Below are 17817 nucleotides of genomic sequence, written 5' to 3' on the forward strand. Positions count from 1 at the left end.
CGTCCACGAGCTGAACAACTAAGGCTGTGCCGAGCGAAGAGAGAGTATGGTTCTGACGGTCGTCGTCACCGGCGGGACGCGCGGGATCGGGCGCGGCGTCGCCCGCGCGTTCGTCGAGCGTGGCGACCACGTCGTCGTCGCTTCGCGAGGAGAGGAGGCTATCGAGGAAACGGTAGCCGAGCTGTCTGCGCTCGAGGGGTCGGCGTCCGGCCTCCGAACCGACGTCCGCGACGAATTCGACGTCGAACGGTTGATGGAACACGCCGCCCGCGCTGGTGTGGCCGACGGGATCGACGTCGTCGTCGCGAACGCCGGCGTCGCTCACGGCACGCCGGGACAGACGCCGATCGATTCCGAGCAGTACGCGACGTTCGACGACACGCTCCGGACCAACGTCCGGGGAGTGTTCGCGACGATCCGCGAGGCGCTGCCCCACCTCCAGCCCGACGCGCGGGTGCTCGTCCCGTCGGGTGGCGTCGCCCACGAGACGAAGTCCGGTGTGGGTGCGTACGCGGTGTCGAAAGCCGGGGCCGAGGCGGTCGCCCGGGCGTTTTCCGCCGACCTCGAACAGGCGGTCGGAGTCGTCGATCCCGGCCTCGTGGCGACCGATCTCACGGGCGCAGATCGGGCCCGGGACCCGGCGGACGTCGCCCCGATGTTCGTGTGGGCGGCCGTCGAGGCCGATCCGGAAAGCCTCGACGGCGAACGGATCGACCTCAGGACGTGGAAGTCGGCGACGCGGTGACGTACTGCTCGAGGAAGTTGTAAACCACCTCGTGGCCGACCCCGGTGAGCACGCTCTCGGGATGAAACTGGACGCACTCGATGGGATACTCCCGGTGGCGGATCCCCATCACGAGCGTCTCGTCGCCGTGTTCGGTGGTGGCTGACACCTCGAAACAGTCCGGAACCGTCCGTGCGACCAGCGAGTGATACCGGGCTGCGCTGAACCCGTCCGGGAGTCCACTGAACACGCCCCGCCCGTCGTGGTCGATCCGCGAGGCCTTCCCGTGGATCGGTGCGGGTGCGTGACCGACCTCACCGCCGTACTCGTAAACGGCAGCCTCGAGCCCGAGACAGACCCCGAACGTGGGGACGGTGCTGCTCGTTTCTCGGAGGACCTCGCGGGTGATGCCGACGTCGCGGTCGTTTTTCGGATGTCCCGGGCCGGGGCTGATCACGACGGCGTCCGGATCGACCGCCGAGACGTCGGCGAGCGACGCCGTGTTTTTGTACACCTCGACGTCGACAGCCTCGTGATCGTCCCCGGTTGCGCCGCTGACCTGCTGTTCGGAGAGATACTCGACCAGGTTGTAGGTGAACGAGTCGAAGTTGTCGATCACGAGCACCTTCATCGTGACGCCCCCAGGTCGGTCGTCGAGTCGATCCGGTCGACGGCAGCGAGAACGCCGTCCATCTTGTGTTCGGTTTCGTCGTACTCGGCTGTCGGCTCGCTGTCGGCGACGAGACCAGCGCCGGCCCGGACGGTGAGCCGGTCGACCGTTTCCTCGTGGTCGATCGTCGCCGTCCGGATCACGATCGCCATGTCCGCATCGCCAGTCCAGGAGTAATATCCGACCCCACCGCCGTAGACCCCACGTGGTGTGGTCTCCAGGTCGTCGATGATCTCCATTGCTCTGATCTTCGGCGCGCCGGTGAGCGTCCCCGCCGGGAACGTCGCGCGGGTCGCATCGAACGCGTCGGCGTCGGCGGCGAGACGACCGGTGACCGTCGACTCGATGTGCTGGACGTGGCTGTACTTGAGGACGTTCATGAACTCCTCGACCCGAACCGAGCCGGGCGTGGACACCCGTCTGACGTCGTTTCTGGCAAGATCCACGAGCATCGTGTGTTCGGCCCGTTCCTTGTCGTCGGCGAGCATCTCGCCGGCGAGCCTGCGGTCCTCCGCGGGGCTGTCACCCCGGGGACCGGTGCCGGCGATCGGGTTCGACACGAGCCGGCGCCCCTGAACGGAGACGAGCGTTTCCGGGCTGGCGCCGACGATCGATCGGTCCCCGTACGAGAGGAGGTACATGTACGGCGACGGGTTCACGTCCCTGAGTGCCGCGTACAGCGCCAGCGGGTCGACCTCCCCGTCGAACTCCCGCGTTCGCGAGATGACGCCCTGATAGATGTCGCCGTCGAGCACGTGTCGCTTCGCACGCCGAACTGCGTCCTCGTACTCCTCCCGTGGGCCGGCGCGCTCGGTCTCGATCGTGATCCCGTCCCCGGTGGCGACCGGTTCCTTCGCCGCCGCAGACAGCGTTTCGGCGACCTCCTGTGCCTCGGTGACGAGCGCGTCGTACCGGTCGCCCGGATCGTCCTCCGGCTGCAGAAACGGCGTCAACACCAGTTCGACGGTCCCCTCGACGTCGTCGAAGACGAGCGTCCGCGTCGTCAGGCAAAACTGGGCGTCCGGGACAATCGGCTCGGGGCGGTCGACGCCCACCTCCTCGAGCCAGATGTCGTAGACGGAATCGTACGCGAGAAAGCCGACCAGCCCCCCCGACAGCTGCTGGCGATCCGTCTCGGGAAAGCCGACGGGTTCGACGGTCGGCATCGACGCCCGAAGGCGGTCGAGCGTGTCACCGGCGTCGTCGACCTCGATCGCCTCGGCCGCCGGACCGAACGACTCCACGTCCGTCCGATCCGGATACACCGAAATCACCGCGTCCGGATCGTAACCGACGAAGGAGTATCGGGCGTGACGTTCGACGTCCGATCCAGGGGCGAACGCACCGTCCGGGTCGCTGGAGGCGACCTTTCGTGCGCTCTCCAGGAGGAAGGTGTAGTCGCCGTTGTCGGCGGTAAGCGCCGCGTACGCCGAAAGCGGCGAGGTGTCGACGTCGAGAGTCGCCGACAGCCGAACGACCGCCGGACCGGAGGCTCCCGCCGCGAGATCACAAAACTCCTCGCGGGTACGGTCGAGTTCGAACGCGCTTCCGGCGTCGACATCCGTCGCCGTCACTGCACCACCTCCGGCGACCGCTCGGCGTTTCGGACGAACGTCGCGAGCGCCGTGTGATCTTTGACGCCCCCGGTGAGTTCGACGCCGCTCGCGACGTCGACGGCGTACGGTTCGGCGATCCGGACTGCCTCAGTCACGTTCTCCGGCGTGAGCCCGCCGGCCAACACCACCGGCGATCGGAGCTGCCGGGCGAGTTCCCGGGTCGCCTCCCAGTCGTGTGTCTGCCCCGTTCCGCCGGCGCCCTCGTCGGTGGTGGAGTCGACCAGCAGCGCGTCCACTGCGGAGTCGAGTTCCCGGGCACGGTCGGCCTCCCCCGAGTCGACCGCGACGACGAGCTTCCTTCCGGTTTCGCTCCGCAGGTAGCCAAGTTCGTCGGCATCGAACTCCCCGTGGAGCTGGATTACGTCTGGCTGGACCGTCCGGACGGCGTCGACCGCGTCCGACGGTGACTCGGGCATCGTAACGAGCGTGGTGGTGACGAACGGCGGCGCCTCGGCGACGAGTTCCGCCGCCTCCGCGAGATCGACCTCCCGCGGCGTGTCGACCGTGACGTCGGCGATCACGCCGACGGCGTCCGCACCGGCCTCCACCGCGGCGCGGAGATCCTCGCTGCGGGTGATGCCGCAGATCTTCACGCGGGCCATCAGGAGCCTCGCATGATTTCGAGCGTCTCAGCGGCGGCCCCGGTGTCGATGGCCTGTGCCGCCAGCTCGACACCGTCTCGCAGATCGTCTGCCAGCCCGGAGACGTAGACGGCGGCGCCGGCGTTGGCGAGCACGATGTCCCGCTTTGCCCCCTGGCGATCGCCGGTCGCGATCGCCTCGAGTTCGGCGGCGTTCTCCTGGGGGGTTCCCCCGGCGACTGCGCCGATGGGCGCAGAATCCAGCCCGAGATCCTCGGGCGTCAGTGTGTACTCGGTTACCTGGTCGCCGTCGACCTCGGCGACGGTCGTCGGACCGTGGAGGCCGATCTCGTCGATGCCGTCGCCGTGGACCACCAGCGCGCGCTCGACGGGCATCCTGGTGAGCGCTCCGGCGATCCGTGAAACGAGGTCCGAGTCGTACACGCCCAACACCTGCGCCTCCGCGCCCGCAGGGTTCGTCAGCGGGCCGAGGACGTTAAACACGGTCCGCATCGACAGTTCCTTCCGGGGACCGATCACCGCCTTCATCGCCGGATGAAACACCGGCGCGAGCATGAAGCCGATCCCGTCGGACTCGATCATTCGCTCGACTGCCGGCGGTTCGGCGTCGATCTCGACGCCCGCCACCTCGAGGACGTCGGCGCTGCCCGAGGAGGAGGAGACCGAGTAGTTGCCGTGTTTGGCGACTGCCGCCCCCGCGCCGGCGGCGACGATCGCGCTGGTCGTGGAGACGTTGATGGTGTCGTAGTCGTCCCCGCCGGTGCCGCAGGTGTCCACAAGCGGCGCACGGTCGGGCTCGATCGTCCGGGACGCCTCCCGCATCCCCTGGGCGAAGCCGGCGATCTCCGCGTCGGTCTCGCCTTTCGCCCGGAGCGCCGCCAGCAACGCCCCAATCTGTGCCTCCGTCGCCTCCTCGAACACCAACGAGGCGGCCTCCCGCGCCTCCGCCAGGCTCAGATCGTCCCCATCCGTTACCCGTTCGAGGTACGTTTCGATAGCCATATTATTGCACCAATGTATGAGTTCGTCTTGTAATGTACAAGTCTGCTCATCAATATAAGACTGTCGGCAGCAGGAGCACGCCGACGGGGGCGTCACAGTCCGGGAGTCGACAGCGAGAGCATCCCGAATGGGGCGTCACAGTCCGGGAGTCGACGTCGACGCCCCGCACTCACGCGTCGGAATCGTCGATCTCGAGGACGTCACAGTTCCCGTCGACGGTCAGGGTAAGCGATTCTGTCTCGGCTTCGTAGGTCACCGCCGCACGGAACGGATCGCGCTCGAGGATCCGCGCGCGGTCGGTGTCGAGCGCCGCGAACCGCCAGACAGAACGCCCGTCGACGCCGACGTCGTGTTCGTTGAACAACCCCACGACCGCCGGATGATCGAGCAGGGCGTGGCCGATCCCCGTGGAGGACGTCGCCCCACATCGGCGACAGTCGTATTCGACCAGCGGGAACTCGAGTAGCTGTTCGAACAGTTCGACGGACGCGTCCTCCGGGATTTCCTCGTCGGGATCGGCTGCCGGCCCGACTCGCCGTCGAATCCGGCCGTCGCAGTACCAGCAGAAGCCGTTGCCGAGGTGCTGGAACATCGATCGGAGATACCGCCCGGCAGTGTCGGGAACCTGCTCTCGATCGACGTCGACGAAGACGCTCGGCGGGACGGTGAATTCGCTTTTGACGGGACAGGACTCACATTCGATCCGGACCGTCTCGCCCTCGTAGTACAGCGTTCGCGGTTCCCCACAGGTTCGACACGGCTCCTCGAGCGTCACGGGTTCGAGGGTGCCTTCCATCGTGTACGCCCCCCGTTCGATCGCCCCGTTGGCCCAGATGCCGGCTTCGGCGAGTTCGTACCCGTCGTCGGTTTTGGCGACGAACTGGTCCAGAAGTTCCTCGAGGTGGTAGTTGAACCGCCCGGAATCCCGGACGCCGACCGCCTCGCGGAGTTCGGAAAATCGCGCCTCGTGGCCGTCGGCCGCCCACAACGTGCGGATGATTTCGATCCGGGTCTCGTCCGCGAGTGCCGTGAACGCCGCCTCGGTGTCGCTGGTTTCGACGAACTCCGGACCGGTCATGGAACCCTCGTATGACTCCACCGACATAAATCGTTCCGGCGGGAGACGTCGCCGACTCCGGCGCGGCGGTCACCCACCGCCTGTTCGCTCCAGGAACGTCAGCATGACTGCGCCGAAGAGGGTCCCGCCGGCGAACGCGGGTTCGGCGACCATCAGCGGCAGCGCCAAAAGCGCCGCCAGGTAGCCGATCAACCCGCCGAACGACCAGGTGTTTCTGTTCGACGATTCGGTCGATCTCTCGCATTGCAGGGTGTGAGACGAGTGTTGCATCGTGAATAGAGACAGGGGATCCACCGACTTAACTATAATCTGAATGATATTTCTGTAAGCGGCGTTACTGAAAATCTCTTCAGTTGTGCGGTGTCGGACCCACCCGGCGGCCAGAACGGGGACGATACCGGGTAACAGAAGGTAGTTCACCACGTTTCGTCAGACCGCGAAACAGCAGTCGACATCGCCAGTGCCTATAAGTCAGTAGAGACGCCCGTCAATCTATGGAGAATACACTCACGAGCAATCAGATTTCTGGAGTCATAGGTTCGCTGATCGGACTCGCCGTGGTCGCCTCCTCGCTCGTCTTCGGGCCAGTCGAGATGTGGTCGATCGCTCTCATGTCGATCGGAATACTGCTGATCGTCACTTCGGTCGTCGTATTCGTCTCCGGGTCATCACCTCGAGAAGGTGACCTCCATCATCGCGGCGGTGGGGTTTGACCACTACGAGAGTGTCATAGAAAGCGCCACGGAGGAAGCGGCAGGGTGCGGGAAGTGTGTCCAACACCAGCGCAACCCTGCAAGACATAGCTTCAGTGGGCGACTTCTTGAACGTCGCGGCTACCGAGACAGTGCCGCTGTTTGAACACTTCAATTTCTTTTTTCTGCTGGAGTACGACGTGTTCGCCCACTCGAAGCGGGGGCGAACACGAGGTCCGGAACGCGAGCATCACCCTCGGCGTCGCCATCCTCGCCGTCGCCCACTGACTTCGGCGAGAAGCAGCCGTCGCCGTTCGTCGCGACGCCCTCCTGCCGTCGTGGAGGAGCCAGCCATCGAAAGGGGTTATTTAAACGAACGTGGACAGGCCCGACAACCTATTTAAACGAACGTGGACAGGCCCGACAACCCATATAAGGGGAAGAAGTACCTCACCGATAGCGAGGGCCGAGGCCCGAGCTATCGGCTTTTTTGGTCTGCTCACGGAGCGAAGCTCCGTGGCATCCAGCAAATCCGTTGGATTTGCGCGAGAGCTTTTTTGACGGGGGTCGAGCAGAGCGAGGCGCGAGCGAAGAGAGCGCCTCGAAGACGCGAACGGGGAGCGAAGCCACCCGTGAGCGCGCAGAGCGAGGCGCGAGCGAAGAGAGCGCCTCGAAGACGCGAACGGGGAGCGAAGCCACCCGTGAGCGAACACAGTGAGCGAGGCCCCCGTCAAAAAAGGTCGTTCAGTAGGACTTCGCGAAGTACGCGGTCCGTTCGGCGTCGTCGCCACAGACCGCACACGTCTCGTCGTGGTCGCCGTCCGCGAGGTCGTCCTCTTCCTCGAAGGGGACCATGACGATCTCGGCGGCGATCTGGTCTTTGACCTCGGTTTCACAGTCCTCCTCGCCGCACCAGGGCGCCTTCACGTAGCCGCCGTGCTGGCCGATGGTTCCGAGGATCTCGTCGCGGGAGTCGGCCTCTCGGACGCCGTTCTCGAGGACCTCTTCGGCGCTGGCGTACAGCTTCGCGTACACCTCGTCGAGGTGGCCCTGCACCGTCTCGTCTGCGCCCTCACGGTCCTCGACGACTGACTCGCCGTCGGAGCGGTGCACCAGCGTGAGCTCGTCGTCGTCGACCTCGTTGGGGCCGATCTCGATCCGGAGGGGGACGCCCTTCAGCTCCCACTCGTTGAACTTGAAGCCGGGGTTGCGTCCCTCGCGGTCGTCGAGTTTTACTCGCACGCCAGCTTCCTCGAGCTCCTCGGTCAGGTCCTCGGCGTACGCGAGCACGTCGTCTTTGGTGTCGGACTGCCAGATCGGGACGACGACGACCTGTTCGGGCGCGACTGTCGGGGGAAGCACGAGCCCCTGATCGTCCGAGTGGGTCATGATCAGCGCGCCGATCGCCCGCCAGGAGATCCCCCAGGAAGTGGTGTGTGCGAGGTTCTGCTCTTCGTCTTCGTCGGCGTAGGTGATGTCGAACGCCTCCGCGAACGACGTCCCGAGGTAGTGACTCGTCGACCCCTGGACGGACTTGCCGTCGGGCATCAGCGCTTCGATCGTCGTGGTCGTGTCCGCTCCGGGGAACTTGTCGTGTTCGGGCTTTTCGCCCTTGAGGACGGGCATCGCCAGCAGGTCCTCGTAGGTCGACTCGTACTGGTCGAGCCGGAGGAACGTCTCCTCGAGAGCGTCCTCGCGGGACCGGTGGGCTGTGTGGCCCTCCTGCCAGAGGAACTCCTTGGTCCGGAAGAACGGCTTCGTCTCGGTGGCCTCCCAGCGCACCACGCCGCACCACTGGTTCACGCGCAGCGGGAGATCGCGGTGGCTGCGGATCCACTGGCTCATGTACGGCGTGATGATCGACTCGCTCGTGGGCCGGACGGCAAGTCGCTCTTCGAGCTCCTCGTGGCCGCCGTGGGTGACCCACGCCACCTCGGGGTCGAACCCCTCGATGATGTCCTTCTCCCGCTGGAGATACGACTCGGGGATGAAAACGGGGAAGTACGCGTTGCGGACACCCGTCGACTTGAACTGCTCATCGAGGTCGTCCCGGATCGCCTCCCACAGCGCGTAGCCGCGGGGCCGGGTGATGATGAAGCCGCTCATTCCCTCGGGGCCGTAGCTCGCGAGCTTCGCTTTCCGGACGACTTCGGCGTACCACTCGCCGGTCTCGTGTTCCTTGCTTTTGGTGATGCCGAGTTCCTGCTCGGTTGTCGGTTCGCTCATTACCGTATCCGTCTCGGTTGTGGAACTTAAACGGACCGAAGGGATGGGGAGGAGTCACAGTGTTGGGGCGGTCGCCGGCGACGATCGCCTCGGCCGTCCCGTCGGTCGGTTCTCGGGACTGATAACTGGTGGACAATCTTGAAACCCGCCCCCTGTGCACAGAGAGACAGCGGCATCGACCGCGGTCGGAGTCCACCGGCCCATTCCGACACATGACCGTCCAACCGACAGATGAACGACCCCCGGAACTACGACGTACGGGAGCTGCGTACCCTCGCGGGAACGCATCCGGACGAAGCACCAGCGGCCGGAGTCGAACAGGCTCCGGACAGAGAATCGTCGACGTCGCCGGCGCGAAATCAAAGCGAGGCGCGGGCCTACACCGCCCAGTTCGTCGAACTGGTGCTCGGCTCCCGTGGGCGGTCGACAGCGTCCGGGCGGCCGTATCTGCAGACTGTACCGACAGGCGTCTCTGCCGAGCGTCTGGTCGGCGACTGGCTCTCGTATCTGGTCGAAATCGGGGGCCAGGAGGGCGCCAGCGAGGCGCTTTCATACTACGAACGGATCGGCTGGATCGCCCCCGAGGCCCGGTCGGCGCTGGAGAGACGCCTCCCGGGACTCCGGTCGCCGCGACATCGGCGACCGTACGAGCCGGCGGACCATCGGATCTCGCTGTGTTGTCTGCGGCGGATCGCCGCGGTCGAAGCCACCCGAACGGAGGATCGAGGGACAGCCCCGGGGCGTGGGGCGGCAACGGCGGAGTCATTGGCCGACTCGAAGGAGGACCACGCCACGAGGCCGACAGACGGACCCAAGGACGACTACGATCATGAGTGACGACGCATCCGACGAAACGGACGGAGAATCGAGCGACGAACCGGCAGAGGAGTCAGAAGCGACTGGAGAACAACGAAACGGCGGAGAGTTCGCGGAGACGAATCGTCCGACGCCGGTCGGCGTGAAGCTCGGGAGCACCCGGACGGTCGTGGAGTTCCGAAACGGGACCGGCGACCTGCACCGCTCCCGGACGCTGACGTGTCTGGCGACCTACGACGATCCGCTGACCGGGGAGGAACGCGTGTTGTACGGCGAACGCGCCGCCCAGGAATACCCCGATCGGGTGGAGTTCATGCTCCGCTCTGGACTCCCCGAAGACGGCGACCGCGTGGCTACGGCGAGGCGGTACTTCGATGAACTGGTCGGCGCCGAAGGAGTGCCCGAGGACAGCGCCGTCGTGTATGCGGTACCGACGATCGACAACGAGGAGGGGCTTTCCAATCTGCGGGACGTCATCGAGGACGCCCCGATCGGTGGCGACCTCGTCCGCTCGTATCCCGAATCGCTTTGCGGAGCAATTCCCGCATACGGCGACGGCCTCGAGGCGATCGAGGAGGTGTTCGTCGCGATCAACATGGGGTCGACGAACCTCGAGGCGTGTGCCTACCGGCGCGGCGAACAGCTCGCTCCGTTCACGACCGGCGCGGTCACCGGCAACGAGGCCGACCGCTGGATCGCGAACGCGATCGAGGAGGAGACCCAGGGACGAGTCAACGTCGACCGGACGACGGCCCGCGAATACAAGGAGGAACACGCCGACTTCGAGTCGTTCGAACCGTTCACCGATGTCGTCCAGCAGCCCGGGGGCGGGAGCCACGAGTTCACCGTCGAGCGGGGGGTAATGGAGCCGCTGGACCGGTACGTCGACGAGGCGGTCGACGTCGTCGCAAACGAGTTCCTCCCGGAGCTCGCCTCCGGCTACATGAAACCGTACCAGATCGCACTCGGGAAACCGATCGCGCTCACCGGCGGCATGGCCTGTATTCCGGGGATCGCCGAGGAGTGGAAGCGCCGTCTGTCGGCGGAACTCGACCGCGAGGTTTCAGTCGTGACCGCCGACCGCCCGGATCTCGCGGCCGCGGAGGGTGCTCATCGGATCGCGGAACGGCTGGTCTCCGCTTGAGGACGCGAGACGTTCGACACGGGAAGCCGAAACGCAGTCGGGTCGACCGACTCGACCGACTCGATCCGCTCGACCGACTCGATCCGCTCGACCGACTCCGCCGATTCCGAACCGGGACGGTTTAGTCGCTCGAACGGCGTCGTACCGCCATGAGCCGTGGACTCGGTGTAACCGTCGCCCTGCGGGAGTTCCTCCCCGAGTGGACAACCACCCTGTTCGCCGCGGTTTCTGTGCTCGGAGATCTCGCGGTTATCGTTCCGGTCCTCGGCGTCCTGTATCTGGTCGACGTCGCCGAGAGCCTGCGTCAAAGCGACGGTCGTGCCGGCGAGGAAGCGCTCTGCTCCGATCGCACCGCGTTCATCGTCGCGACCGTCTTCGGTGGACTTGCGCTGATCGTCCTGTTGAAAGCGACGTTCGCGCTCCCTCGTCCGCCGGCCGAACTACACGCGATTACCCCGAGCGAGCACGGGTTCCCCAGCGGACACACGATGGCGGCGACCGTCTTCTGGGGAGCGCTGGCGCTGTGGACGACTCTCGGGCGACGCCACCTCAGGTTCGGAGTGGCAGCCTCGGCGATACTGCTTGTCGGTGCCTCCAGGCTAGCGCTCGGGGTTCACTACCTCGTCGACGTGATCGCCTCGGTCGGGTTCGGCGTGGGGTATCTCGTCGGGATCGCGTACGTAACCCAGCTCCGCCCGCGGCGGGCGTTCGCCGTCGCGATCGGCGTGGCGCTTTTCGCGACGGCCGCAAGCGGCGGCGAAACCCGGGCGCTGCTCGCGACCGCCGGAACGATCGGGGCCGCTGGAGGCTGGCAGCTGGTCGAGCGGCCGGCGGTCAAGCGTCGCATCGTCGGCGCGATCGGTCGGTGAATCTGTACCGCGTGCCAGGAAAACTACAGCCGAGTCGAGAGATGTATACTGTGGGATGTGATACTGAGAAGTATGCCGAACTATCGGACCCACGCACGATGGGGTCGTCGCGCGGCGGTCGTGGTCGCTCTGTCGGTGGGTGTGGGAATCTACGGAACGTTCGAGCTCCCGATCCTGGCCGTCGTCGCCGCAGTCGGCGCGGCGGCGACGACGTTCGTCGGCTCGATCTATCCGGACGTCGACCACCACAATTCGATCCCCCGACGGAAGGCGACCCGAATCTTCCGAGGCTTCGCTGTGTTCGGCGTCGTCTCACTGGGCCTGTTACACTGGGAACGACTGGTCGAATTCGCCGCGGCGGTTCCGGTCGAGGAACTGCTCTCGGAGGGCGTCGTACCCACGGAGATGGTGGCGAGCGGCGGGATCGCGATGCTCGCGCTGGGGAGCGCTGCGCTCGTGGATCCGCTCATCGGGGTCGTGACCAGACAACACAGGGACTGGACCCACAGCGTTCCGATCAACTTCGTTTTGACGGTGCTTTTCGCCGCCGGGATCTGGCTTCTGGTCCGAGAGTTCGAGCCGGCCTACCAGATCGCGGCGGTCGTCGTCGTCGCCGGCTTCTTTCTCGGCTGTCTCGTCCACCTCGGGCTCGACGGAGAACTCGTCTGATCCCCCGTATTCAGCCGATATCCGGTGTCAGACGGGCGTCTGACGAATGGGAAAGGTAAATAGGCTCGGTACACAACCCGTGGGCAAGAGTATGGACTCCATCGTCGAGGATGCGATTGACGAGGCCGAGGAACCGGGGGAGGATCCGCCCGAAGGGGAGTTCGGCGGCGAGGCGAACCGCGACGCCACGCCGACCGGGACGATGTCCGACGACGAGCTCCGCGACGTCTTGCAGGACCTCCAGACAAACATCACCGTCGTAGGCTGTGGCGGCGCCGGCGGCAACACCGTAAACCGGATGTCCGAGGAGGGGATCCACGGGGCGAAGCTGGTCGCCGCCAACACCGACGTCCAGCACCTGGTGAACGTCGATTCCGACACCAAGATCCTGATGGGACAACAGAAGACGCAGGGTCGCGGGGCGGGATCGCTCCCGCAGGTCGGCGAGGAGGCGGCCCTGGAATCCCAAGAAGAGATCTACGACGCAATCGAAGGGTCGGACATGGTGTTCGTCACCGCCGGACTCGGCGGCGGCACCGGAACGGGGTCTGCCCCCGTCGTCGCCAAGGCCGCCCGGGAGACCGGCGCGCTCACCATCTCGATCGTCACCACGCCCTTCACCGCCGAAGGGGAGGTCCGCCGGACGAACGCCGAGGCGGGGCTCGAACGACTCCGTGACGTCTCCGACACGGTGATCGTCGTGCCGAACGACCGGCTGCTCGATGCGGTCGGCAAACTCCCGGTCCGTCAGGCGTTCAAAGTGTCCGACGAGGTGCTGATGCGGTCCGTCAAAGGGATCACCGAACTGATCACGATGCCCGGCCTCGTCAACCTCGACTTCGCGGACGTCCGCACAGTGATGGAGAAGGGTGGCGTGGCGATGATCGGCCTCGGGGAGTCGGACTCGGAGTCGAAGGCACAGGACTCGGTGAAGTCCGCGCTTCGCTCGCCGCTTCTGGACGTCGACATCTCCGGTGCGAACTCCGCGCTGGTGAACGTCACCGGCGGCTCCGACATGAGCATCGAGGAGGCGGAGGGCGTCGTCGAGGAGATCTACGACCGGATCGACCCCGACGCACGCATCATCTGGGGCACGTCGATCGACGAGGAACTCGACGGACAGATGCGGACGATGATCGTCGTCACCGGCGTCCAGTCACCGCAGATCTACGGCGGAACCGACGGTCAGCCCCCGGCCGAATCCATCCAGGGAACCGAAGACATCGACTACGTCGAGTGATCTCCGGTCGTCCGTGATCGGCGACGACCGCCGATCCGCGATTGACCCGGACCGCCTTCCCATCAACAGATAGAAAACCTCCGAAACCGTAGCCGCGCTTGATATGGACGTCCCGTACGACCTCAACAGCTACATTCGGGTGTTAAAACTCGCCAGCACCCCGACCTGGGGGGAGTTCATCCAGGTGTCGAAGATCGCAGGAGCGGGGATCCTTCTGGTCGGCTTCATCGGATTCCTCATCTTCGCGATCATGAGCCTCCTCCCAGGGGTGGGTGTCTGATGCCCCTGTTCGCCGTCAAGACGACGGCCAGCCAGGAGATGACCGTCGCCGACATGATCGCAAACAGGGAAGAAGACGAGATCCACGCGGTGCTGGCTCCGGACTCGTTGACGAGTTACGTGATGGTGGAGTCGGACAACATCGCGGTCATCGAGCGGATCATGGACGAGATCCCCCACGCGCGCAGCATCATCCCCGGGGAGTCGTCGATGGCCGAGGTCGAGCATTTCCTCTCGCCGACGCCGGACGTCGAAGGGATCGCCGAGGGAGACATCGTCGAACTCATCGCGGGGCCGTTCAAAGGCGAGAAGGCGCGGGTACAGCGGATCGACGAGGGCAAAGACCAGGTCACAGTCGAACTGTACGAGGCGACCGTTCCGATCCCGGTCACCGTTCGCGGCGATCAGATCCGGGTGCTCGACTCCGACGAACGGTAGCGGCGGGCGTCCCGGTCACGACGACTCGATCGAACCGTCGGCCGAACCGTCGGCCGATCCCTCGGACGGCGGCGTTTCCCCGCCACGGACGTCATCGAGGCGCTCGACCACCTGCTGGAGGTCGGCTTCCGATTCGATCTGTTCTTTCACCTGTTCCCGCAGTCGAACCGCAGTGGAGTCGGCGTCGTATGCCCTGACGTATTCGGCACGGGTGTGCTCCTCGAACGCGTGCCGGATCGCAAAGTACCCCTCCGGGACGATCGTCCCACAGACGTTACACTCGTGTCGTTGGTGTTCAGTCGTTTGATGAACGATCGCGTCCTCGACGGTGTCGAACCCGGCGTCACAGCCGTCGATACCGCAGTTCCAGCGGACCATACCGACACGACGCCCCCGCAGTGGTTAACCGTTTTCCCGTCTGGAGGGGCCCCATCCGGTTGGCTGCTCCCTCGGAATCCGAAGAGGAAACCGATTTACTCGCGGATCCGAATCCCCGTGTATGGCGGCGAACACGTCGGCCGGCGGCGCCGAGACGCGGGTCGACATGCACGTGAAGGTGCTCGACGAGTCGGTCGCGAGGCGTGCGAAGGATCGCGGAATAGACGTCCTCGTGTACGCGCCACACTTCACCCGGCTGCCGGAGATCAGACGGCGGGCCGAACGCTTCAGCGACGAGGAACTGCTGGTCGTCCCGGCCCGAGAGGTGTTCACGGGCGACTGGCACTCGCGCCGCCATCTCCTTGCAGTCGGGCTCTCCAAGCCAGTTCCCGACTTCATCACGTTCGAGGGCGCGATGCAGGAGTTCGAGCGCCAGAACGCAGTCGTGCTCGTTCCCCATCCCGCGTTCGCGACGGTGAGCCTCACCGGGCCAGAGATCCACTCGAACCTCCGTCGCCTCGACGGCATCGAGACCTACAACGCGAAACTGTTTCCCTATCAGAACGGCAAGGCCCGCGAGATCGCGGGGGAAACTGGGCTCCCGGTGTTCGGATCGTCGTACGCTCACCTCCGAAGAACTGTCGGCGAAGTGTGGACGCAGTTCGACGCCGAGATCCACTCGGAAACTAACCTCGTCGAGGCACTCCGCGACGGGACACCCCGACGAGTGTTGCGGCACAGCGGCGTCGGACACCGTCTCCAGGGGCTCAAAGAGTACGCACACCTGTTCTGGGAGAACAGCTACGAGAAGTTCGACCGCGTGTTCCTCTCGGGGACCGAACCGACACACCCGACCCACGTCGCGTACGGCGGCCGGTTCGACGACGTGACTGTCGAGGGAGCCCACAGGTTTAGCTAGTTCACGACCGCGGAGTCGACGGCAGTTCTCGATACGGATCAACAGCAGGATTCATCATGATAAACAATTCCCTAAATAAACAGATAATATACAGCAGTACGGATTCGTAGAGCTGGGGTGTACAATCTGCTAAATGACGTTCATCGCTTTTGGAGCGGGATCGACGGGTCCCGATACTGCCGACCGAACCGGTTGCGTTTTTTCCGGCGACGGCGAGTACAACTGCCAGATCGTCTACGAGATGGGTGAAGACCTCCCTGACGATCGAGAGTGGTGGCTACTCCAGGTCATCTCCTGGATGGTCGAGTGGGGTCCACCCCGAGACATTGCATTCACCCGACACCCGGGCGAGCGACGCGTACGGATCGAGTTCAGCTTCGATTCACTGGACGACTGCAGAGCGTTTATCGCCGGCGAGGACTACGATCTCGTCGTCGACGGCGAACTGATCGTCGACGCGCGGGTGGAGAACCGGTGTCAATCGTCGACTTGAATCAAAAAAGGTTCGCCTGCTGGTAGACGTTGATTCCTTCGTTGGTGATCTCGTAGGGCTTCGTCTCCCGAGAGTGGTTCGCGTCCCTGATCTTCTGGATCTCGACGGCCAGACGCGTCTCCTGGAAGTTCGAGGTCCGAACGTACCGGAGGACGAACACTGCGTCGGTGAGATACTCCACGATCCCGTACCGCGAGGTGTACGCGCTCTCCTCGCTCGCCTCCGAGGTGAGAAGCGTCGTCACTCCGACCTCCTTGAGCGACCGAGTGAACTCGAACACCTGCGAGCGTCGCTTCGCCGGGTGGTCGTACATCATCTCCAGAAGCGACACCGAGTCCAGGACCAGCCTGTCGGCTTCGTAGTCGGCAACCAGCCGCGAGAGGTCCGATCTGATGCTGGAGAGGCTGTTCGCCATCTCGATGGGATCCATCGAGACGACAGCCAGTTTGTCGTCGTCGACGTACGTTCGGAACGGCCAGCCCTTCTCCTCGGCTGTCGAGAGGATCGCCTCCCTGCTCTCCTCGAGTGTGAGGTAGACAGCTCGTTCATCCGCCTCGAGTCCGTGCTGGAGGAACTGCAGGGCGAACGTCGTCTTTCCGGTTCCGGCGCTTCCGATCACCGAGACGAGGGACCGCTTCGGGATACCACCGAGGATCATGCTGTCGAGGCCGTCGATTCCGATCTGGACTCGCTCGACGTCGGAGTCCAGTTCCATCTCCTCGAGATCGGCGTCGAATCCACCGGGAGTCTCGCCGGGTGCTGCCCCGCCGAATGGATCGCCGGCCGATCCGTCGGAATCGCCGAAGTCGGCGAAACCGAAATCGTCCGGGGCGGATTCCGGCCCCTCCTCGAACCGTTCGAACCCGAACTCGTCGGTGTCGGCGTCTTCGTTCGCGTCGGATCGACGCGCGTGCCGGCCGGACGGTTCGCTGTCCGTTTCGAGTTCACGAAGCGCCCGTTCGAACCAGTCGTCGTTGTCGGTCATACTCGTCGGGACCCCATGGCCGGTGTCGGCTGTCCGAACAATCGAGTCCCCGCGTGATGAACTTTGCCCGTCGGATCGCACCCGTGGTGCTTTTGTCGAGGGGTGTCGAACCGCGTCGCATGGAGGTAGGCATCGTCGCACAGCGGGGAAACGTCCGGGCCGCCAGGCTCGCGTCCGAGATCCGCGAGCGACTTCTCGAACTCGACGTCGCCGTCCGTCTCGACGAGGCGACGGCAGACCGGCTCGCAGCCGTCGACGGAGGGGAACCGGCCGACCTGATCGGTCGCCCGGTCGAGACGTTTCACGAGTGCGATCTCGTCGTCTCGATCGGCGGCGACGGAACGTTCCTGTTTGCCGCCAGGGGAGCCGGAGGGACACCGGTTCTCGGCGTCAATCTCGGTGAGGTCGGCTTCCTCAACGCGGTGTCCCCCTCCGAGGCAGTCGAGGTGATCAGTGCGGAGGTGACGGCGTACCGGCGGGGGAAACAGGAGGTGCGCGAGGTACCACGGGTGAGCGCACGAACGAACAGCTGGACGTCGGGGCCTGCCGTCAACGAGATCGTCGTTCAAGGGGGTCGCCGGGGACACGGGGGCGGCATCGACTACGACCTGCGGGTCGACGGCTCGCTGTACTCCGGCGGCCACGCCGACGGAGTGCTGGTAGCGACACAGACCGGCTCCACTGCGTACAACCTGTCGGAGAGCGGTCCGCTCGTCCATCCATCGATCGGCGGGTTCGTCGTCAACGAGATGTGTGCATCCGGCGGGATGCCACCGCTGGTCGTCGACGGCGACGCCGAGGTGACCGTTCGCGTCACCGGCGCCGAGCGCGTAGTCGTGGTAAGCGACGGCCGGAACCCACACGAGCTTTCCGTTCCCGTCGAACTGACGATCGAACGGTGCGATCCCCCCGTCAGGCTGGCCGGCCCCGCCTCGGACTTCTTCGAAGCACTCGGAAAGCTTTCCTGAACGAAGCAGG

20 protein-coding genes and 2 pseudogenes are annotated in these 17817 nt (G+C 65.2%); 13 read left to right on the forward strand and 9 right to left on the reverse strand.

What is annotated here, in order from left to right; translation table 11 throughout:
- The first annotated feature begins 46 nt into the window (after positions 1-46).
- Positions 47-745: an SDR family oxidoreductase gene (locus RH858_RS04410; RefSeq protein ID WP_259535143.1), complete on the forward strand. Its 699-nt coding sequence runs from the start codon at positions 47-49 to the stop codon at positions 743-745.
- Here the strand turns inward: RH858_RS04410 and trpG are convergent.
- The 6 genes from trpG to RH858_RS04440 form a co-directional block, all read right to left on the reverse strand.
- Positions 717-1355 carry an anthranilate synthase component II gene (gene trpG / locus RH858_RS04415; protein ID WP_259535142.1) on the reverse strand — a complete coding sequence of 213 codons (639 nt, stop codon included), beginning with the start codon at positions 1353-1355 and terminating at the stop codon, positions 717-719. The genes RH858_RS04410 and trpG overlap by 29 nt on opposite strands.
- A complete protein-coding gene (gene trpE, locus RH858_RS04420; protein WP_259535141.1) occupies positions 1352-2968 on the reverse strand; it encodes an anthranilate synthase component I in 1617 nt (538 codons plus the stop codon). The genes trpG and trpE overlap by 4 nt, the downstream gene beginning before the upstream one ends.
- On the reverse strand, positions 2965-3612 hold the full coding sequence (locus RH858_RS04425; RefSeq protein WP_259535140.1) for a phosphoribosylanthranilate isomerase: 648 nt from the start codon (positions 3610-3612) through the stop codon (positions 2965-2967). Before RH858_RS04425 ends, trpE begins: the two co-directional genes overlap by 4 nt.
- Positions 3612-4607: an anthranilate phosphoribosyltransferase gene (trpD, locus tag RH858_RS04430; RefSeq protein ID WP_259536524.1), complete on the reverse strand. Its 996-nt coding sequence runs from the start codon at positions 4605-4607 to the stop codon at positions 3612-3614. Before trpD ends, RH858_RS04425 begins: the two co-directional genes overlap by 1 nt.
- Positions 4608-4782: 175 nt before the next feature.
- On the reverse strand, positions 4783-5691 hold the full coding sequence (locus RH858_RS04435; protein WP_310561219.1) for a winged helix-turn-helix domain-containing protein: 909 nt from the start codon (positions 5689-5691) through the stop codon (positions 4783-4785).
- 69 nt (positions 5692-5760) lie between these two features.
- A complete protein-coding gene (locus RH858_RS04440; protein ID WP_259535138.1) occupies positions 5761-5961 on the reverse strand; it encodes a hypothetical protein in 201 nt (66 codons plus the stop codon).
- 224 nt (positions 5962-6185) lie between these two features.
- Here RH858_RS04440 and RH858_RS04445 point away from each other — a divergent pair, with 224 nt between their 5' ends.
- Together RH858_RS04445 and RH858_RS04450 are read left to right on the forward strand one after the other, a co-directional pair.
- Positions 6186-6404, forward strand: coding sequence for a hypothetical protein (locus tag RH858_RS04445; RefSeq protein WP_310561220.1), 219 nt, complete (start codon positions 6186-6188; stop codon positions 6402-6404).
- A 56-nt stretch (positions 6405-6460) separates the two neighbouring features.
- Positions 6461-6613 (forward strand): annotated as a pseudogene (locus tag RH858_RS04450) (IS5/IS1182 family transposase); the annotation flags it as partial.
- Between the two features lie 514 nt (positions 6614-7127).
- Here the strand turns inward: RH858_RS04450 and proS are convergent.
- Positions 7128-8609, reverse strand: coding sequence for a proline--tRNA ligase (gene proS / locus RH858_RS04455; RefSeq protein ID WP_310561221.1), 1482 nt, complete (start codon positions 8607-8609; stop codon positions 7128-7130).
- Between the two features lie 231 nt (positions 8610-8840).
- Here proS and RH858_RS04460 point away from each other — a divergent pair, with 231 nt between their 5' ends.
- The 7 genes from RH858_RS04460 (at position 8841) to RH858_RS04490 (ending at position 14064) form a co-directional block, all read left to right on the forward strand.
- On the forward strand, positions 8841-9446 hold the full coding sequence (locus RH858_RS04460) for a FlaD/FlaE family flagellar protein (protein WP_259535135.1): 606 nt from the start codon (positions 8841-8843) through the stop codon (positions 9444-9446).
- Positions 9439-10569 (forward strand): hypothetical protein, encoded by a 1131-nt coding sequence (locus RH858_RS04465; RefSeq protein WP_259535134.1) that lies wholly within the window; start codon positions 9439-9441, stop codon positions 10567-10569. The genes RH858_RS04460 and RH858_RS04465 overlap by 8 nt, the downstream gene beginning before the upstream one ends.
- Before the next feature lie 149 nt (positions 10570-10718).
- Positions 10719-11438, forward strand: a complete 720-nt coding sequence (locus tag RH858_RS04470) for a phosphatase PAP2 family protein (protein WP_310561222.1) — start codon at positions 10719-10721, stop codon at positions 11436-11438.
- Positions 11439-11510: 72 nt separating this feature from the next.
- Positions 11511-12107 (forward strand): metal-dependent hydrolase, encoded by a 597-nt coding sequence (locus RH858_RS04475; protein WP_259535132.1) that lies wholly within the window; start codon positions 11511-11513, stop codon positions 12105-12107.
- Positions 12108-12198: 91 nt separating this feature from the next.
- On the forward strand, positions 12199-13347 hold the full coding sequence (gene ftsZ / locus RH858_RS04480; RefSeq protein ID WP_259535131.1) for a cell division protein FtsZ: 1149 nt from the start codon (positions 12199-12201) through the stop codon (positions 13345-13347).
- A 103-nt stretch (positions 13348-13450) separates the two neighbouring features.
- Positions 13451-13627: a protein translocase SEC61 complex subunit gamma gene (locus RH858_RS04485; RefSeq protein WP_119816468.1), complete on the forward strand. Its 177-nt coding sequence runs from the start codon at positions 13451-13453 to the stop codon at positions 13625-13627.
- On the forward strand, positions 13627-14064 hold the full coding sequence (locus tag RH858_RS04490; protein ID WP_259535130.1) for a transcription elongation factor Spt5: 438 nt from the start codon (positions 13627-13629) through the stop codon (positions 14062-14064). The genes RH858_RS04485 and RH858_RS04490 overlap by 1 nt, the downstream gene beginning before the upstream one ends.
- A gap of 93 nt (positions 14065-14157) precedes the next feature.
- Here RH858_RS04490 and RH858_RS04495 read toward each other — a convergent pair.
- Positions 14158-14442: pseudogene (locus RH858_RS04495) on the reverse strand (hypothetical protein); the annotation flags it as partial.
- Between the two features lie 121 nt (positions 14443-14563).
- Here RH858_RS04495 and RH858_RS04500 point away from each other — a divergent pair.
- A complete protein-coding gene (locus RH858_RS04500) occupies positions 14564-15361 on the forward strand; it encodes a PHP-associated domain-containing protein (RefSeq protein WP_310561223.1) in 798 nt (265 codons plus the stop codon).
- Positions 15362-15494: 133 nt separating this feature from the next.
- Positions 15495-15854, forward strand: coding sequence for a hypothetical protein (locus RH858_RS04505; RefSeq protein ID WP_259535128.1), 360 nt, complete (start codon positions 15495-15497; stop codon positions 15852-15854).
- Between the two features lies 1 nt (position 15855).
- Here RH858_RS04505 and RH858_RS04510 read toward each other — a convergent pair whose 3' ends face one another.
- Positions 15856-16839 (reverse strand): KaiC domain-containing protein, encoded by a 984-nt coding sequence (locus RH858_RS04510; protein ID WP_259535127.1) that lies wholly within the window; start codon positions 16837-16839, stop codon positions 15856-15858.
- 119 nt (positions 16840-16958) lie between these two features.
- Here RH858_RS04510 and RH858_RS04515 point away from each other — a divergent pair, with 119 nt between their 5' ends.
- On the forward strand, positions 16959-17807 hold the full coding sequence (locus RH858_RS04515) for an NAD(+)/NADH kinase (protein ID WP_259535126.1): 849 nt from the start codon (positions 16959-16961) through the stop codon (positions 17805-17807).
- Positions 17808-17817: the final 10 nt, after the last annotated feature.

The organism is Halalkaliarchaeum sp. AArc-GB, from assembly GCF_031432225.1.
Lineage (GTDB): Archaea > Halobacteriota > Halobacteria > Halobacteriales > Haloferacaceae > Halalkaliarchaeum.

Bases quoted from the DNA above. Each gene is read 5' to 3' on its own strand.
- RH858_RS04410 (WP_259535143.1), top strand. From the start codon at position 47: ATGGTTCTGACGGTCGTCGTCACCGGCGGGACGCGCGGGATCGGGCGC.
- trpG (WP_259535142.1), bottom strand. From the start codon at position 1,355: ATGAAGGTGCTCGTGATCGACAACTTCGACTCGTTCACCTACAACCTG.
- RH858_RS04425 (WP_259535140.1), bottom strand. From the start codon at position 3,612: ATGGCCCGCGTGAAGATCTGCGGCATCACCCGCAGCGAGGATCTCCGC.
- RH858_RS04435 (WP_310561219.1), bottom strand. From the start codon at position 5,691: ATGACCGGTCCGGAGTTCGTCGAAACCAGCGACACCGAGGCGGCGTTC.
- RH858_RS04440 (WP_259535138.1), bottom strand. From the start codon at position 5,961: ATGCAACACTCGTCTCACACCCTGCAATGCGAGAGATCGACCGAATCG.
- RH858_RS04445 (WP_310561220.1), top strand. From the start codon at position 6,186: ATGGAGAATACACTCACGAGCAATCAGATTTCTGGAGTCATAGGTTCG.
- proS (WP_310561221.1), bottom strand. From the start codon at position 8,609: ATGAGCGAACCGACAACCGAGCAGGAACTCGGCATCACCAAAAGCAAG.
- RH858_RS04460 (WP_259535135.1), top strand. From the start codon at position 8,841: ATGAACGACCCCCGGAACTACGACGTACGGGAGCTGCGTACCCTCGCG.
- RH858_RS04465 (WP_259535134.1), top strand. From the start codon at position 9,439: ATGAGTGACGACGCATCCGACGAAACGGACGGAGAATCGAGCGACGAA.
- RH858_RS04470 (WP_310561222.1), top strand. From the start codon at position 10,719: ATGAGCCGTGGACTCGGTGTAACCGTCGCCCTGCGGGAGTTCCTCCCC.
- RH858_RS04475 (WP_259535132.1), top strand. From the start codon at position 11,511: ATGCCGAACTATCGGACCCACGCACGATGGGGTCGTCGCGCGGCGGTC.
- ftsZ (WP_259535131.1), top strand. From the start codon at position 12,199: ATGGACTCCATCGTCGAGGATGCGATTGACGAGGCCGAGGAACCGGGG.
- RH858_RS04485 (WP_119816468.1), top strand. From the start codon at position 13,451: ATGGACGTCCCGTACGACCTCAACAGCTACATTCGGGTGTTAAAACTC.
- RH858_RS04490 (WP_259535130.1), top strand. From the start codon at position 13,627: ATGCCCCTGTTCGCCGTCAAGACGACGGCCAGCCAGGAGATGACCGTC.
- RH858_RS04500 (WP_310561223.1), top strand. From the start codon at position 14,564: ATGGCGGCGAACACGTCGGCCGGCGGCGCCGAGACGCGGGTCGACATG.
- RH858_RS04505 (WP_259535128.1), top strand. From the start codon at position 15,495: ATGACGTTCATCGCTTTTGGAGCGGGATCGACGGGTCCCGATACTGCC.
- RH858_RS04510 (WP_259535127.1), bottom strand. From the start codon at position 16,839: ATGACCGACAACGACGACTGGTTCGAACGGGCGCTTCGTGAACTCGAA.
- RH858_RS04515 (WP_259535126.1), top strand. From the start codon at position 16,959: ATGGAGGTAGGCATCGTCGCACAGCGGGGAAACGTCCGGGCCGCCAGG.